This is a genomic window from Ensifer sp. 22460 (assembly GCF_052044935.1).
Classification (GTDB): Bacteria; Pseudomonadota; Alphaproteobacteria; order Rhizobiales; family Rhizobiaceae; genus Ensifer.
Genome location: NZ_JBQENZ010000008.1, coordinates 215,514 through 230,736, shown reverse-complemented (window position 1 = coordinate 230,736; position 15,223 = coordinate 215,514). Strand labels below are relative to the sequence as shown.

Sequence of the window (15,223 nt, the reverse complement as noted above, 5' to 3'; positions counted from 1 at the left end):
AAGCGTCCTCCAACCGTCAGACCGGCGGAAGGTCCCCTCGCCGCCAGGTTTCCTGGGTTTCCGCCATGAAGTCGGCGAAGCGACCTTCGTCGATCGCCAGACGGATGCCGGCCATGAGCTCCTGGTAATAGGCCAGGTTATTCCAGCTCAAGAGCATGCCGCCGAGCGACTCGTTCGAACGGATCAAGTGATGCAGATAGGCGCGCGAATAGTCGCGCGCCGCCGGGCACGAGGATTCTTCGTCGAGCGGGCGCATGTCTTCGGCGTGCCGCGCATTGCGCAGGTTGATGCGGCCATGACGCGTGAACGCGAGGCCATGGCGCCCCGAGCGGGTCGGCATCACGCAGTCGAACATGTCGATGCCCTCGGCCACCGACCGCAGGATATCATCGGGCGTGCCGACCCCCATGAGGTAACGCGGCTTGTCCACCGGCATGATCGGGCAGGTAATGTCGAGCATGCGCAGCATCACTTCCTGCGGCTCGCCGACGGCCAGACCGCCGACAGCGTAGCCCTTGAGATCGAGCCCCTTCAGCGCCTCGGCCGAGCGTTCGCGCAGCTTTGGAATGTCGCCGCCCTGCACGATACCGAACATCGCCTTGCCTGGCTGGTCGCCGAAGGCCACCTTGCAACGCTCTGCCCAGCGCAGCGACATTTCCATCGCGCGCTCGATTTCCTTGGGCTCGGCCGGCAGCGCCACGCATTCGTCGAGCTGCATCTGGATATCGCTGTCGAGCAGGCCCTGGATCTCGATCGAGCGTTCCGGCGACATGTGGAAGAGCGCGCCGTCGACATGGCTCTTGAAAGTGACGCCCTGCTCGTCGAGCTTGCGAAGGCCCGCAAGCGACATGACCTGGAAGCCGCCGCTGTCTGTGAGGATCGGTCCCTGCCAACGGATCAGGCCGTGCAGACCGCCGAGCCGTGCGACGCGCTCGGCGCCGGGGCGTAGCATCAGGTGGTAGGTATTGCCGAGAATGATGTCGGCGCCGAGATCCTTCACTTGGTCGAGATACATCGCCTTGACCGTGCCGACCGTGCCAACCGGCATGAAGGCCGGCGTGCGGATCGTGCCGCGCGGCATGGACACTTCGCCGCGACGGGCCTTGCCGTCGGTCTTGTGAAGCTTGAACTGGAAGGTCTCGGTCATCTAGTCTTTCCGGAAAAGCAGGCTGGCGTCGCCATAGGAATAGAAGCGGTAGCCGGTTTCGATCGCATGTGCGTAAGCCGCGCGCATAGTTTCCAGGCCTGAGAAGGCCGAAACCAGCATGAACAGCGTCGATTTCGGCAGATGGAAATTGGTCATCAGCATGTCGACGGCGCGAAAGCGGTAGCCGGGCGTGATGAAGATGCCGGTCGGCCCGGACCACGGCTTGACGATACCCTCTGCCGAGGTCGCGCTTTCGATCAGCCGGAGCGAAGTCGTGCCGACGCAGACGATGCGGCCACCCCTCGCCTTCACGGCGTTCAGCCGCTCGGCGGTGCGGGCGTCGACGTGGCCGATCTCCTGGTGCATCACATGGTCGTCGGTGTCGTCGGCCTTGACCGGCAGGAACGTGCCCGCCCCGACATGCAGCGTCACAAAATGCCGTTCGATGCCGGCCTCGTCGAGCTTGGTGAAGAGACGGTCGGTGAAGTGCAGTCCGGCGGTGGGCGCGGCTACGGCGCCCTCCTCCCGGGCATACATCGTCTGGTAATCGGCGCGATCCTGGGCGTCCTCGGCGCGCTTGGAGGCGATGTAGGGCGGCAGGGGAATGTGGCCGACCGCCATGATCGCCTCGTCGAGCGACGGGCCCGAGAGGTCGAAGCGCAGCGTCACCTCGCCGGCATCGCCCTTTTCCTCGACCGTCGCGTCGAGTGTGCCCAGCAGGCAACTCGAACCGCCATGGCCGAAGGCGATGCGGTCGCCGACCTTGAGGCGCCGCGCCGGGCGGGCAAAAGCCTTCCAGCAATCGGGTGCCGTGCGCATGTGCAGCGTCAGCGAAACCGGTGTGGTGATCTCCTCGCCGCGGCGGCGGATGCCTTCCAGTTGCGCCGGAATCACCTTGGTGTCGTTGAAGACCAGTGCGTCGCCTTCCCTGAGGAACGACGGCAGATCGAGCACACCTTTGTCGGACAGAACTTCCGCGCCATCAGGGCGAACGACAAGCATGCGGGCGCTGTCGCGCGGGCTTGCGGGCCGAAGCGCAATCGAGGTTTCCGGAAGGTCGAAGTCGAACAGGTCTACGCGCATTGTTATCTTCAGACAAAAGCAAACCCGCCCCGGCGCAGTTGGCGACCGGGGCGGGTCCGTGCATTAGCGCAAATCAGGCGTCTGCGGCAACCCGCATCGTGACGATCGAGTCGGGATCGCGCACGGGTTCGCCGCGCTTGATCTTGTCGACATTGTCCATGCCTTCGATGACCTGGCCCCAAACGGAGTACTGCTTGTTGAGCCAGGGGGCATCGGTGAAGCAGATGAAGAACTGCGAGTTTGCCGAGTTCGGCATCTGGCTGCGGGCCATCGAGCAGGTGCCGCGAACGTGGCTGACGTTCGAGAATTCGGCCTTCAGATCCGGCTTGGAGGAGCCGCCCATGCCGGCACGCGCCGGGTTGAAGTGCTCGCCGCCGGTCTTGCCGTACTGAACGTCGCCGGTCTGCGCCATGAAGTCCTCGATCACGCGGTGGAATACCACGCCGTCATAGGCACCTTCGCGAGCCAGTTCCTTGATGCGGGCGACATGACCCGGAGCGACGTCAGGCAGAAGCTCGATGACGATCTTGCCCTTGGTGGTCTCCATGATGATCGTGTTTTCCGGATCCTTGATCTCGGCCATGGGTTTTCTCCTTCTGTTGACTTTACTTGCCGACCTTGACGCTGATCATGCGGTCGGGATCGGTGACGGAGCCGTTGTTGGCATCGTCGCCGAGCTTGATCTTGTCGACGTTCTCCATACCCGAAACGACCTTGCCGACGACCGTGTACTGGCCGTTCAGGAAGTCGCCCGGTGCGAACATGATGAAGAACTGCGAGTTGGCGCTGTTCGGATCCTGCGAGCGGGCCATGCCGACCGTGCCGCGTTCGAACGGAACGTCGGAGAACTCGGCCGGCAGATCCGGCTTCGACGAGCCGCCGGTGCCGGCAGCCTGTGGCTGGTAGCCGTTTTCCATATCGCCATACTGCACGTCGCCGGTCTGGGCCATGAAGCCCTTGATCACGCGGTGGAAGGCAACGTTGTCATACTCGCCGGCGGCGGCAAGCGCCTTGATCTGCTCGACATGCTTCGGGGCAATGTCCGGACGCAGTTCAACGACGACCGGCCCATCCTTGAGCGTGATCGTGATGAAGTTGTCGGCCGATTGCGCGATCGCCGTTCCCGTCCAGGAGGCAAGCGCAAGGGCGCCGGCAAAAGCGAGGTGGAGGATTTTCATGGTTTCTCCCTGCGTGGTGTAAAGAGGGCCGCGCCTCAAGCGCGGCGTTTGGCCTGCAGTGCTTGGTAAACTGCCGCGGGCACGAAGGCGCTGACGTCACCGCCCATGGCCGCGATCTGGCGGACCAATGTGGCCGTAATGGGCCGCGACGCCGTGCCTGCGGGCAAGAATAGCGTCTGGATGTCGGGGGCCATCTGCCGGTTCATGCCGGCCATCTGCATTTCGTAGTCGAGGTCCGTGCCGTCGCGAAGCCCGCGCACAAGCAGTTTCGCGCCGCGCGCGCGTGCCGCGTCGACGACCAGATTGTCGAAGGCGACGACGTCGATATCGCCGGCCCGGTCGGGCAGGAATTCCTGAAGCGAGCGACGGATGAGTTCGGCGCGTTCATCAAAGGTAAAAAGCGGCGCCTTCCCCGGGTGGATGCCGATTGCGACGATGACCTTCGCCGCCACGTTCAGCGCCTGCACGAGTACGTCGAGGTGGCCGTTCGTCATCGGATCGAAGGAGCCGGGATAAAATGCCGTGGTCATCGCACCTGTTTCCGTTTGGTGAAGCCTTTTGTCACGGACGGCGACGGATCGCAAGAGTTGTGCCGATGGCTAGAGCTGTTCCCTGGGAAACAGCGGGACAGAAAGAATGAATGCTAAATGAATGCCATGTTCAACGGTGCTTCACACGCAGAACGCTAGTGTAGCGCAGTAAACAACGGAACTTTTCGAACGTACTGCCGTTTAGGATGCGAAAGGATTACGGCTATGGGACTTGCTCTGTTTTCGATGGCGATGTTTTTCGCGATGCTGTTTGCGACGATACATGGACTTCGCAATGAGTCCCGTGCCCGGCGCGAGCAATTCGTGACCCAGAAGATCTTCCGTTGATGGAGGGCGTCATGGCCACCCTGTTCATGATCGCGGCAGCGGTCATCAGTTTCGTTTTTTTGATCGATTTTGCCCGAACGATACGCGACCTCCAGCGCGATCGCCAGGGTTCGGAGCGGCTTGACGGTTTCAACGTCTAGCGGTTTCGAGGCTTCGTAATCGAAGCTTGGTAGTAGGCGACGCCGTTCCCTTCCCCTGAGGCGGTCGCCATTGTAAGCCGGACGGCATCCCCTGCCCGTCCGGCTTTTTCTTTGCCCGCAGCCTGGAGCCTATCGCTAAATCGCGGTGTGCCTCGGGGGCGTGGTCGAAATCGCGCCGATCATCCGGAAGAAGCGCCAGTTCAAAAGCACGGCGGCTGCCGCGAGCCCGAGGACGAAGCCGAACCAGACGCCCATGCCGCCGAAGTTGAACGGAAAGGCGAAGGCCCAGGCGCAGACGAAGCCGATCGGCCAATAGGAGATCAACGCCAGCAGCATCGGCACCTTGGTGTCCTTCAACCCGCGCAGCATGCCGGCGGCGATCGCCTGCATGCCGTCGACGAGCTGGAAGGCGCCGGCAATGACGATGAGCGGCGCGGCGAAGGCCAGTACTGCCGCGGCATCCGGGCGGTTGGTGTCGAGATAAAGGGCGGCGAGATGGCTCGGGAACAGGGCAAAGATCGCGCTCCCGACGACGGCAAAGCCCGCACCGAGCACGAGTGATGCAACCGCCGCGCGCCGGACGCCCAGCATGTCGTTTCGGCCGTAGGCAAGGCCGACACGCACCGTGGCGGCTTGCGCGAGCCCGAGCGGGATCATGAAGGCGAGTGAGGCGAACTGCAGGGCGATGCCGTGCGCGGCAAGTTCAATCGTGCCGATCGTGCCCATCAGCAGCGAAGCGACGGTGAAGAGGCTCACTTCGGCAAGGATCGTCAGCGAGATCGGAATGCCGAGAGACACGACCTCCCAGAACGCCGTCCAGTCAGGCCGCCAGAATCGGACGAACAGTTCGTACTGGTTGAGCTCAGGCTTGCTCTTGATGTAGCCGATCGTCAGCGCCGCGCCGAGCAACGCAACGCCGAGCGCCGCTACCGCTGCACCGAAGATGCCGAGCTGCGGGAAGCCGAAATGGCCGAAGATCAGCACGTAACAAAGAGCGGCATTGAGTACGAGAGTCGCCAGCGTCACGTAGAGAATGATTCCTGCCCGCTCGAGGCCGCTCAAGAAGGCTCTGAGCACCATGAAAATCAGGCCGGGAAAGATCGCCCACTGGGCGATGCGGATGTATTCCCCTGCAAGGGCTGCGACCTCGGGTTGCTGACCGGCGAAAAGCAGGATCGGTTCGGCCATCCAGAGCACCGGCGCCGTCAGCACCCCGTAGAGCAGCACGACCCACATGCCCATGCGCACGGAGCGGCGCACCGAAACCTTGTCGCCTCGACCAACGGCTTGGGCTGCCATCGGAACCACCGCGTTGGCAAAGCCGTTCCCGAAAACATAGACGGTGAAATACATCTGCGTCGCAAGAATGATCGCCGCGAGTTCGGTGGCGCCGAGCTTGCCCACCATCAGGACGTCCGTCGTGTTGATCGCGAGCTGGGCGAGCTGGGCGCCGATAAAGGGCACGCCGAGATAGAAGCTCGCGCGATAATGCATCCGCCAGGAGTTGTCGGTCGTCAACGGCTTCAGGCTCGCATTCGCGGTCAGCATGGCAGATTCCTGGTGGTCGATGCGGCCTCGGCCGCAACTAAAGGTCGGAGGGAGGAAAACCGGAGATAGAATACCCCCGGGCAAAGAGCCAGCCGCAAGGGCGAGGTTGCTCAAACTTTCATCGATAGATCACGAAAATTGATCAATTTCCGTGCATTCTTGGCTGTTCGATCCCTTCAGCCTCTTCCGCTGCTGCAACCGCAGCCGCAACCGGCTCGATAGCCTCCTCCAGCCCTTGCGGTCCTACCGCCCTGCTTCTGGGTATCTTCAACAGGAACACGACGAGCGCGCCGACGAGGAAGCAACTCGCGAGCGCATAGGGCGCACCGGCGAAGGCGACGGGAGCGCTAGGGCTGGTGAAATAGCCGAAAGCCTGGGTGAAGACCAGCGGGCCGATGATCGTGGTGATGCTGCCGATGCTGGTCAGCGCGCCCTGAAGTTCTCCCTGTGCCGATGGCGGCACGTGGGCGGCAGCGATACTGCGCAATGGCGGATCTGCGAGGCTTTCGAGCGCGGTTGCGATGATCACCGCATAGATCATCCACCCCTGCCAGGCACCCGCATAGCCGATGGCGCCAAGGGTGGTGAAGGTCAGTCCCAGCACCGCCGTCCGCCACTCGCCAAGCCGTGGCACGACGCGCGGCAGTATGACGGCCATGACGAACGCGCCGCCGATGCCGAAGATACCGAGAGATAGCCCGATCTGCCCCTCGCTCCAGCCATAGCGGTAGTTGGATACGAAGGACCAGACCGCCGGATAGACGGAGTGGGCGAGCCAGAAGAGAAAGAAGACGAGCCCAACCCAGCCGATGCCTGGGTAGTTGCGCATCTGCTTGAGGGCGCCGAGCGGATTGGCGCGCTTCCACTCGAAGCGACGGCGATTGGCGCGATCCAGCGTCTCGGGCAGCAGAAATACGCCGAGAATGAAATTGACGAAGGAGAGCGCCGCGGCACCGTAGAACGGCACGCGTGGCCCCAATTCGCCGAGCAGACCGCCAAGCACCGGGCCGAGGGCGAAGCCGGTCCCGAAGGCGATGCCGATCAGCCCAAAATTCTTGGCGCGGTTTCCGTCATGGCTGATGTCGGCGATATAGGCCGATGCGGTGCCGAAACTTGCACCGCTGATGCCGGCGAGCACACGGCCGATGAACAGCATCCAATAGCTGGTGGCGAGCGCACAGATCAGATTGTCGAGTGCGAAGGTGAAGACCGATGCGAGCAGCACCGGACGGCGGCCGAATCGGTCGCTGAGGTTGCCGATCAGCGGCGCGAAGAGAAACTGCATCGCCGCATAAACGAGCAGCAGCCAACCACCGTCGATTGCCGCTTCGCTGATATCGGAGCCGGTCAGTTCCTCCAGATAGGTCGGCAGCACTGGAACGATGATCGCAATGCCGATGATATCCAGGAACAGGATGAGGAAGACGAGGAACAGGCCGCGTCGCACAAACTTCTCGTCGCGCATGCGATCCCTTCCCCCGAGCGGCCTGCCCCGGGATGCGGGACAGAACGTGAACAACGCTACCAATTTAGGTGTAACGGATCATTTCGCGCGAAACAATCCGTGAACGTCTCAAATTATCTGATGGGACTATCGCAATGGTTGATGTGACGGGTGACGTGCATCTGCTTCACCCGTTGTCGCGCCGCTGTTCAAGCTTCAAGAAATCCACGAAGGCGCGCAGCGGCGTCGGCATATGCCTGCGGCTCGCATAGTAGAGAAACGGTCCGGAAAAACTCGTCGTCCAGTCTTCAAGAATGGGCCGGAGCCGTCCTGCCGCGATGGCCGGGGCGACGAACTCCTCGAAGGTCCGGATGATGCCAAGCCCGTCAAGGGCAGCGCCGAGTTCGAGGTCGATCGTATTGGCGGTCACGACGGCAGGAGGCGCGATCGTCAGCGCCGCCTCCCCTTCACCGAACTCCCAGGGAAGAGAAATGCCGCTGGCGAAACGGTGGCGAATACAGCCATGGTCAAGCAGATCGCGTGGATGTTGGGGCACGCCGTGCCTGGCGAGATAATCCGGTGCCGCCGCGGTGACGTAGCGTTGCCGGCTCGGCCCGATCGGTATGGCGATCATGTCGCGCTCGACCCGTTCCTCATAGCGAACGCCAGCGTCGAAACCCGCCGCCAGAACGTCGACGAACCCATCTTCCGCCGTCACTTCCAAGGAGATTGCCGGATGCTTGCTGAGGAAGCGGCCGACGATCGGTGGTAGGATTTCGCGGGCAACGATGGTCGGGACATTCAGTTTCAGCGTTCCCGCCGGACTGTCGCGCATCTCGTTGACCTGATCGAGCGCGCCGGCAATCTCGCCGAGCGCCGGCGTCAGCCGATCCAGCAACCGCATGCCCGCCTCCGTCAGTGTCACGCTGCGGGTCGTGCGGTTGAGCAGGCGCACTTGCAGCTTGGCTTCGAGCCGTCGCAGCGCCTCGCTCAGCGACGACGCGGAAACGCCGCGCTTCTTGGCAGCGGCGCGGAAGCTGCGCGTCGCGGCAACGGCGGTAAAGGCATCGAGATCTGCAAGCGGCAGGTCGTTCATTGTGCGGAATTTCGTACAAGTCGTTCGATTGAGGTCGGATTATCGCACGACGCCAAAGGAAGTAAACAAGAGACCGATCAACGGCCGGCGGATTTCGGCCATGTCGAAGGAGAACGAGAATGGATTACGTTTCACTCGGAAAGACCGGCCCCTCGGTGTCGGCGCTCGGACTCGGCTGCATGGGCATGTCCGGCATGTACGGCCCGGCCGACCGTGCCGAAAGCATCGCCACCATCCACGCCGCGCTGGAGGCCGGCATCACGCTACTCGATACCGGTGACTTCTATGGTATGGGCCACAACGAGATGCTGATCGGCGAGGCGCTGAAGGGCGGTAGGCGCGACAAGGCGCTGTTGAGTGTGAAGTTCGGCGCATTGCGCGATGCTGCGGGCAACTGGGCTGGCTATGATTGCCGGCCGAAGGCGGTTCGCAACTTTCTCGCCTATACGCTGCAGCGGCTTGGCGTCGATCATATCGACATCTATCGTCCCTCAAGGCTCGATCCCGACGTTCCGATCGAAGATACCATTGGTGCGATCGCTGACATGGTGAAGGCTGGATATGTCCGCCATATCGGCCTCTCCGAGGTTGGGCCCGAGACCATCCGCCGCGCCGCTGCCGTCCACCCGATCTCGGATCTGCAGATCGAGTATTCGCTGATTTCACGCGGCATAGAGAGCGAGATCCTGCCGACCTGCCGCGCTCTCGGTATCGGCGTCACCGCCTATGGCGTGCTGTCACGCGGCCTGATCAGTGGCCACTGGCAGAAAGGCGCGGCCGGCAAGGGCGATTTCCGCGCCATGAGCCCGCGGTTCCAGGAGGGCAACATCGACAAGAACCTCGCCCTCGTCGAAGCGCTGAGGCAGGTCGCTGAAAGCAAGGGCGTTTCGGTGGCTCAGATCGCGATTGCCTGGGTAGCCGCCCAGGGCAAGGACATCGTGCCGTTGATCGGTGCACGCCGGCGCGACCGCTTGGCGGAAGCCCTCGCGTCGCGCGATGTCGATCTCAGTGCCGGCGATCTGGCGGTAATCGAACAGGCGGTTCCGAAAGATGCCGCTGCGGGCGCCCGCTATCCCGAGGCCCAACTCGCCCATATGGACAGCGAACGCTGACCCGACAAACGAAAGGGCCGGCAATCGTGCCGACCCTGACAGTTTTCTTGTTTAGAAGCGGCTAGACGGCGCCCGATAAGGTATCGCAGGCCGACATCTTGCCGCTGTCGAAGCCACGCTTGAACCAGCGCATGCGCTGTTCGGAGGTGCCGTGGTTGAAACTCTCCGGAACGACGTAGCCCTGCATCCGCTTCTGCAGCGTGTCGTCGCCGATCTGGGTGGCGGCGTTCAGCGCCTCTTCGAGGTCGCCTTGCGAGAGCAGGCCCTTCTGCTCGGTAAATTTGCCCCAGACGCCGGCGAAGCAATCGGCCTGCAGTTCGACACGCACCGACATCTGATTGGCTTCGGTTTCGCTCATCGACTGGCGCATCTGGTTGAATTTCGGCAAGACGCCGATCAGGTTCTGGACGTGGTGGCCGACCTCGTGCGCAACCACATAGGCCTGGGCGAAGTCGCCGGATGCATCGAACTTCTGGGCGAGTTCATCGAAGAAGCTCATGTCGAGATAGACCTTGTGGTCTCCCGGGCAATAGAACGGCCCGGAGGCGGCAGACGCGAAGCCGCAGGCGGAGCGCACTTGGCCGCGGAAGAGCACCATCTTGGGCTCTTCGTACTGTTTGCCGCTCGCCTGGAAAATGCCGTTCCAGGTATCCTCGGTCTCGGCGAGCACGGTCGCCATGAAAGACTTCATTTCCTCTTCCTGGGCCGAACCGCGCGGTGCCGGCGAGCCGTCACTCTGCTCGAAACCGGGCAACTGTACCTGACCGCCGCCACCTTCCAGCACCTGCAGCATGTCGATGCCCATGGCCTTGAGGATAAAGTAGAGGATGACGAGGAAGATGATCGTTCCGAAGCTCATGCCGCCGCCGGCGCGCCGCATACCGCCTCCGCCGCCCGGCATGCGGAAACCACCGCCGCGCCCGAACGGATTGCCGCCACCCGGGCTCGCGCCGCGCTGGTCTTCGATGTTTTCGGATTGGCGGCGGCCTTTCCATTCCATGATCTGTCCTCCCAGCCTCTGTAAAAAGGGCGTTGTCGGTTTGCTCTTTTATAAGATGCGCCCAACGTCGTTGTAAAACGCAATCGCCGCCCGTAAGTTCGCGATCTGGCCAAACTTTTTGCTGCGGCTGCTAGCTCCCGCTACGGATATCGGCAGCGAAAACTCCGCCGGCTGAAGTCTGCTCCGCTCTCCTTGACGTAAAGTCGCTTTGCCGCTCCTAAGCCACCCGCAGAGCGGGACGAGGCGGAGCCTTCGTGAAGGCGTTGCGGCTTGAAGGAATCGGTCGCCTCGGCGTGGAAGAAGTGCACAAGCCCCGGCCCGATCCGCACGACCTGCTCGTCCGGGTCGAAGCCGCCAGTGCGCGCCGTCGGCGCCTAACGCTTTGGCGCGGTTTTAGTGCCGCCGAGCGAGCGATAAAGCAGAGAACGCGCAAATATGCCGGCTTCTTGTCGATTCCGGTATTTTCGGGGTTTCGCTTGCAGATACATTTGCCTATAAGCCGCTTCTAGCCTGAAAAGACCATCAATGCGTGCCCGGCCGGTGACCTCCCACTTTGGCCGGTTTTTCGCGCAGCTAGAAACGGATGACCGACCATGCCGAAGCGCCAAGATATCAAGTCCATTCTTATCATCGGCGCGGGGCCGATCGTCATCGGTCAGGCATGCGAATTCGACTATTCCGGCACCCAGGCCTGTAAGGCGCTGAAGGAGGAAGGCTACCGCGTCATCCTCGTCAACTCCAACCCAGCGACGATCATGACCGATCCGGGCCTCGCCGATGCGACCTATGTCGAGCCGATCACCCCGGAAGTCGTCGCCAAGATCATCGCCAAGGAGCGCCCGGACGCGCTGCTCCCGACCATGGGCGGCCAGACCGCGCTCAACACCGCACTGTCGCTGCGCCGTATGGGCGTTCTCGACCGCTACAATGTCGAGATGATCGGTGCCAAGCCCGACGCGATCGACAAGGCCGAAGACCGTGCCCTCTTCCGCGAGGCGATGGCGAAGATCGGCCTGGAGACGCCGAAGTCGCGGCTGGCGAACGCCACCGACATCAAGGACCATGACCGCAAGGTGCATGAGGCCGAGCGCGCCGAACTGAAGGGCCGACTGTCCGGCCCGGACCTCGACAAGGCGCTCGACGAGCTGGAGAACCAGTGGAACCTCGGTGAAGGCGACCGCAAGCAGCGCTATCTGAACCATGCGATGGCGATCGCCGCGCAGGCGCTCGACGATGTTGGCCTGCCCGCGATCATCCGCCCGTCCTTCACGCTCGGCGGCACCGGTGGCGGTATCGCCTATAACCGCACGGAATTCTTCGACATCGTCGGCAGTGGCCTCGACGCTTCGCCCACCACCGAAGTGCTGATCGAAGAATCGGTGCTCGGCTGGAAGGAATACGAAATGGAGGTCGTCCGCGACACGGCGGACAACTGCATCATCATCTGCTCGATCGAAAACATCGATCCGATGGGCGTGCACACCGGCGATTCGATCACCGTTGCTCCGGCGCTGACGCTGACCGACAAGGAATACCAGATCATGCGCAACGCCTCGATCGCGGTTCTGCGCGAGATCGGCGTCGAGACCGGCGGCTCGAACGTGCAGTTTGCCGTCAACCCGAAGGACGGCCGTCTGGTCGTCATCGAAATGAACCCGCGCGTATCGCGCTCCTCGGCGCTCGCCTCCAAGGCGACCGGCTTCCCGATCGCAAAGATCGCGGCGAAGCTCGCCATCGGCTACACGCTGGACGAACTCGACAACGACATCACCGGCGGCGCGACGCCGGCCTCCTTCGAGCCCTCGATCGACTACGTCGTCACCAAAATCCCGCGCTTCGCCTTCGAGAAGTTCCCGGGCGCCTCGCCGGTCCTGACCACCGCGATGAAGTCGGTCGGCGAAGTCATGGCGATCGGCCGCACCTTTGCCGAATCGCTGCAGAAGGCGCTGCGTGGCCTTGAGACCGGCCTCACCGGCCTCGACGAAATCGAAATCCCCGACATGGACGACAACGGCGATGGCCGCAACGCCATCCGCGCCGCGATCGGCACGCCGACGCCGGACCGGCTGCGTATGGTTGCCCAGGCGCTCCGCCTCGGCATGAGCGAGGCAGATGTTCACGAGGCGAGCAAGATCGATCCGTGGTTCATCGCCCAGTTCAAGGCGATCGTCGACATGGAGGCACGCATCCGCGAGCACGGCCTGCCCCAGGATGCCGAGAACCTGCGCATGCTGAAGGCCATGGGCTTCTCCGATGCGCGCCTCGCTACGCTCGGCGGCAAGCGCCCGAAGGAAGTGGCCGAACTGCGCAACGCGCTGAATGTTCGCCCGGTCTACAAGCGCATCGATACCTGCGCCGCCGAATTCGCCTCGCCGACCGCTTACATGTACTCGACCTACGAAACGCCCTTCGTCGGTGCCGCCCGGTCGGAAGCTGGGGTTTCCGACCGCAAGAAGGTCGTTATCCTTGGTGGTGGTCCGAACCGTATCGGCCAGGGCATCGAGTTCGACTACTGCTGCTGCCACGCGGCATTCGCGCTGAAGGATGCCGGCTACGAAGCGATCATGATCAACTGCAACCCGGAGACGGTTTCGACCGACTACGACACCTCCGATCGCCTCTATTTCGAGCCGCTGACGGCCGAAGACGTGATCGAGATCATGCGCGCCGAACAGGAAAAGGGCGAACTCGTCGGCGTCATCGTGCAGTTCGGCGGCCAGACGCCGCTGAAGCTGGCCGAAGCGCTGGAAAAGAACGGCATCCCGATCCTCGGCACGGCACCCGACATGATCGACCTTGCCGAGGACCGCGACCGCTTCCAGAAGCTGCTGATGAAGCTCGACCTCAACCAGCCGCGCAACGGCATCGCCTACTCGGTCGAGCAGGCCCGCCTGGTCGCTGCCGAGATCGGCTTCCCGCTGGTCGTGCGCCCGTCCTACGTTCTTGGCGGCCGCGCCATGCAGATCATTCATTCGGAAAGCATGCTGCAGACCTATCTGCTCGACACGGTTCCGGGCCTGGTTCCGGAAGACATCAAGCAGCGCTACCCGAACGACAAGACCGGCCAGATCAACACGCTGCTCGGCAAGAACCCGCTGCTCTTCGACAGCTACCTGACGAATGCCACGGAAGTGGACGTCGACTGCCTCTGCGACGGCAAGGACGTCTTCGTCTCGGGCATCATGGAACACATCGAGGAAGCCGGTATCCACTCGGGCGACAGCGCCTGCTCGCTGCCGGTGCATACGCTCGACACGGCCATGGTCGACGAACTCGAACGCCAGACGGCAGCGCTTGCCAAGGCGCTCAATGTCGGCGGCCTGATGAACGTGCAGTTCGCCATCAAGGACGGCACGATCTACGTGCTTGAAGTCAACCCGCGCGCATCGCGTACCGTGCCCTTCGTCGCGAAGACGATCGGCGCGCCGATCGCCAAGATCGCAGCCCGCGTGATGGCCGGCGAAACGCTCGACGTCGCGATCGCCGCCTATGGCGAGAAGCCGGATCCGCGCAACCTGAAGCACATTGCGGTGAAGGAAGCGGTCTTCCCCTTCGCCCGCTTCCCCGGCGTCGACACGCTGCTCGGTCCGGAAATGCGCTCGACCGGCGAAGTCATCGGTCTCGACACCGACTATGCGCTGGCCTTCGCCAAGTCGCAGCTCGGCGCAGGCGTCGACCTGCCGCGCGATGGAACGGTGTTCGTTTCGGTGCGCGACGAGGACAAGACCCGGGTTCTTCCGGCGATCCGCATTCTCGTCGATATCGGCTTCAAGGTCATGGCCACGGCCGGCACCGCGCGTTTCCTCGGTGAAAACGGCATTGCCGCCACCAAGGTCAACAAGGTCCAGGAAGGCCGGCCGCACGTCGAAGACGCGATCCGCAACCGTCACGTCCAGCTCGTCATCAACACGACCGACGGCAACAAGGCGATCTCGGACTCCAAGTCGCTTCGCCGCGCGACGCTGATGCAGAAGGTGCCCTACTACACCACCATGGCCGGCGCGGAAGCGGCAGCCCATGCGATCAAGGCGCTGAAGGCCGGCAGCCTCGAAGTGCGTCCGCTGCAGAGCTATTTCAAGGCCTGATACGACGAGCGGCGCGCGACAATCTCGCGCGCCGTTTTCGCTCCCCGCGAAACGATCGTCCGTGTGGGATGCCGTATGGCGCGACCTTTGTCCGGCACCTCCGGCTGAATGCCCGATGAACGAGCGGTTCAGCCTGCATTCTTCCGCACCATGCTCTTATACGCCTGCGCACTTCGGGATCGGAGAAACCTCCGGCATGGCGCGATATGGGGCAAGATCGTGCAACTCTATTTCTTCGATCTGCATTGCGGCGACGAGCACTTCGTCGACGAGGACGGCATCATCCATTTCGATGAGGGCTCGGCCCTCTATTATGGTCAGCGCATCGCCGACAAGATCGGCCGCGACGCGGACTATGGATCGCTGAAGGTCGAAGTCTTCTCCAGCAATCGCAGGCTGCTCGCAACGATCGTGCCATCGATCGGGCGCGGCGGCGAGCAACGGGCGCTTCTTGGGCGCCGTCACGTCGGTACGCCGCTCCACGCAGCTGCCTAGAACGTCATCTGTCTGAA

General features: G+C 62.9%; 13 protein-coding genes. 4 read left to right on the top strand and 9 right to left on the bottom strand.

Going from position 1 to position 15,223, the window contains the following annotated elements:
* Positions 1–16 precede the first annotated feature (16 nt).
* The 5 genes from tgt to coaD all read right to left on the bottom strand — a co-directional run bounded on the left by tgt (position 17) and on the right by coaD (position 3,938).
* Positions 17–1,147 (bottom strand): tRNA guanosine(34) transglycosylase Tgt, encoded by a 1,131-nt coding sequence (gene tgt / locus ACTJKM_RS12815; RefSeq protein WP_057250314.1) that lies wholly within the window; start codon positions 1,145–1,147, stop codon positions 17–19.
* Positions 1,148–2,230, bottom strand: a complete 1,083-nt coding sequence (gene queA / locus ACTJKM_RS12810) for a tRNA preQ1(34) S-adenosylmethionine ribosyltransferase-isomerase QueA (protein ID WP_057250312.1) — start codon at positions 2,228–2,230, stop codon at positions 1,148–1,150.
* A gap of 73 nt (positions 2,231–2,303) precedes the next feature.
* Entirely contained in the window at positions 2,304–2,813 is a 510-nt protein-coding gene (locus ACTJKM_RS12805; protein ID WP_057250311.1) for a peptidylprolyl isomerase, read from the bottom strand.
* Positions 2,814–2,835: 22 nt separating this feature from the next.
* Positions 2,836–3,408 (bottom strand): peptidylprolyl isomerase, encoded by a 573-nt coding sequence (locus ACTJKM_RS12800; RefSeq protein WP_058328208.1) that lies wholly within the window; start codon positions 3,406–3,408, stop codon positions 2,836–2,838.
* Positions 3,409–3,443: 35 nt separating this feature from the next.
* On the bottom strand, positions 3,444–3,938 hold the full coding sequence (coaD, locus tag ACTJKM_RS12795) for a pantetheine-phosphate adenylyltransferase (protein WP_057250308.1): 495 nt from the start codon (positions 3,936–3,938) through the stop codon (positions 3,444–3,446).
* 359 nt (positions 3,939–4,297) lie between these two features.
* Between coaD and ACTJKM_RS12790 the strand changes: the two genes are divergently transcribed.
* Positions 4,298–4,426, top strand: a complete 129-nt coding sequence (locus ACTJKM_RS12790) for a hypothetical protein (protein WP_255571450.1) — start codon at positions 4,298–4,300, stop codon at positions 4,424–4,426.
* Between the two features lie 135 nt (positions 4,427–4,561).
* Here the strand turns inward: ACTJKM_RS12790 and ACTJKM_RS12785 are convergent, their stop codons facing one another.
* The 3 genes from ACTJKM_RS12785 to ACTJKM_RS12775 form a co-directional block, all read right to left on the bottom strand.
* Positions 4,562–5,974, bottom strand: a complete 1,413-nt coding sequence (locus tag ACTJKM_RS12785; RefSeq protein WP_058328209.1) for an MATE family efflux transporter — start codon at positions 5,972–5,974, stop codon at positions 4,562–4,564.
* Positions 5,975–6,116: 142 nt separating this feature from the next.
* Positions 6,117–7,439 (bottom strand): TCR/Tet family MFS transporter, encoded by a 1,323-nt coding sequence (locus ACTJKM_RS12780; protein ID WP_082663603.1) that lies wholly within the window; start codon positions 7,437–7,439, stop codon positions 6,117–6,119.
* A gap of 166 nt (positions 7,440–7,605) precedes the next feature.
* On the bottom strand, positions 7,606–8,514 hold the full coding sequence (locus ACTJKM_RS12775; protein WP_057250302.1) for a LysR family transcriptional regulator: 909 nt from the start codon (positions 8,512–8,514) through the stop codon (positions 7,606–7,608).
* 119 nt (positions 8,515–8,633) lie between these two features.
* On the opposite strand from ACTJKM_RS12775, the gene ACTJKM_RS12770 reads away from it, so the two are divergent.
* Positions 8,634–9,626, top strand: coding sequence for an aldo/keto reductase (locus tag ACTJKM_RS12770; RefSeq protein ID WP_058328210.1), 993 nt, complete (start codon positions 8,634–8,636; stop codon positions 9,624–9,626).
* 61 nt (positions 9,627–9,687) lie between these two features.
* Here the strand turns inward: ACTJKM_RS12770 and ypfJ are convergent, their stop codons facing one another.
* Positions 9,688–10,626, bottom strand: a complete 939-nt coding sequence (gene ypfJ / locus ACTJKM_RS12765; protein ID WP_057250299.1) for a KPN_02809 family neutral zinc metallopeptidase — start codon at positions 10,624–10,626, stop codon at positions 9,688–9,690.
* 593 nt (positions 10,627–11,219) lie between these two features.
* Between ypfJ and carB the strand changes: the two genes are divergently transcribed.
* The gene (carB, locus tag ACTJKM_RS12760; RefSeq protein WP_058324182.1) at positions 11,220–14,711 is read left to right on the top strand and encodes a carbamoyl-phosphate synthase large subunit; all 3,492 of its coding nucleotides are present in this window, start codon (positions 11,220–11,222) and stop codon (positions 14,709–14,711) included.
* A 219-nt stretch (positions 14,712–14,930) separates the two neighbouring features.
* Positions 14,931–15,206, top strand: coding sequence for a DUF6894 family protein (locus tag ACTJKM_RS12755; protein ID WP_063893379.1), 276 nt, complete (start codon positions 14,931–14,933; stop codon positions 15,204–15,206).
* Positions 15,207–15,223: the final 17 nt, after the last annotated feature.

Excerpts from the sequence above, each read along its gene's own strand:
- tgt (WP_057250314.1), bottom strand. The coding sequence starts at position 1,147 with ATGACCGAGACCTTCCAGTTCAAGCTTCACAAGACCGACGGCAAGGCC.
- queA (WP_057250312.1), bottom strand. The coding sequence starts at position 2,230 with ATGCGCGTAGACCTGTTCGACTTCGACCTTCCGGAAACCTCGATTGCG.
- ACTJKM_RS12805 (WP_057250311.1), bottom strand. The coding sequence starts at position 2,813 with ATGGCCGAGATCAAGGATCCGGAAAACACGATCATCATGGAGACCACC.
- ACTJKM_RS12800 (WP_058328208.1), bottom strand. The coding sequence starts at position 3,408 with ATGAAAATCCTCCACCTCGCTTTTGCCGGCGCCCTTGCGCTTGCCTCC.
- coaD (WP_057250308.1), bottom strand. The coding sequence starts at position 3,938 with ATGACCACGGCATTTTATCCCGGCTCCTTCGATCCGATGACGAACGGC.
- ACTJKM_RS12790 (WP_255571450.1), top strand. The coding sequence starts at position 4,298 with ATGGCCACCCTGTTCATGATCGCGGCAGCGGTCATCAGTTTCGTTTTT.
- ACTJKM_RS12785 (WP_058328209.1), bottom strand. The coding sequence starts at position 5,974 with ATGCTGACCGCGAATGCGAGCCTGAAGCCGTTGACGACCGACAACTCC.
- ACTJKM_RS12780 (WP_082663603.1), bottom strand. The coding sequence starts at position 7,439 with ATGCGCGACGAGAAGTTTGTGCGACGCGGCCTGTTCCTCGTCTTCCTC.
- ACTJKM_RS12775 (WP_057250302.1), bottom strand. The coding sequence starts at position 8,514 with ATGAACGACCTGCCGCTTGCAGATCTCGATGCCTTTACCGCCGTTGCC.
- ACTJKM_RS12770 (WP_058328210.1), top strand. The coding sequence starts at position 8,634 with ATGGATTACGTTTCACTCGGAAAGACCGGCCCCTCGGTGTCGGCGCTC.
- ypfJ (WP_057250299.1), bottom strand. The coding sequence starts at position 10,626 with ATGGAATGGAAAGGCCGCCGCCAATCCGAAAACATCGAAGACCAGCGC.
- carB (WP_058324182.1), top strand. The coding sequence starts at position 11,220 with ATGCCGAAGCGCCAAGATATCAAGTCCATTCTTATCATCGGCGCGGGG.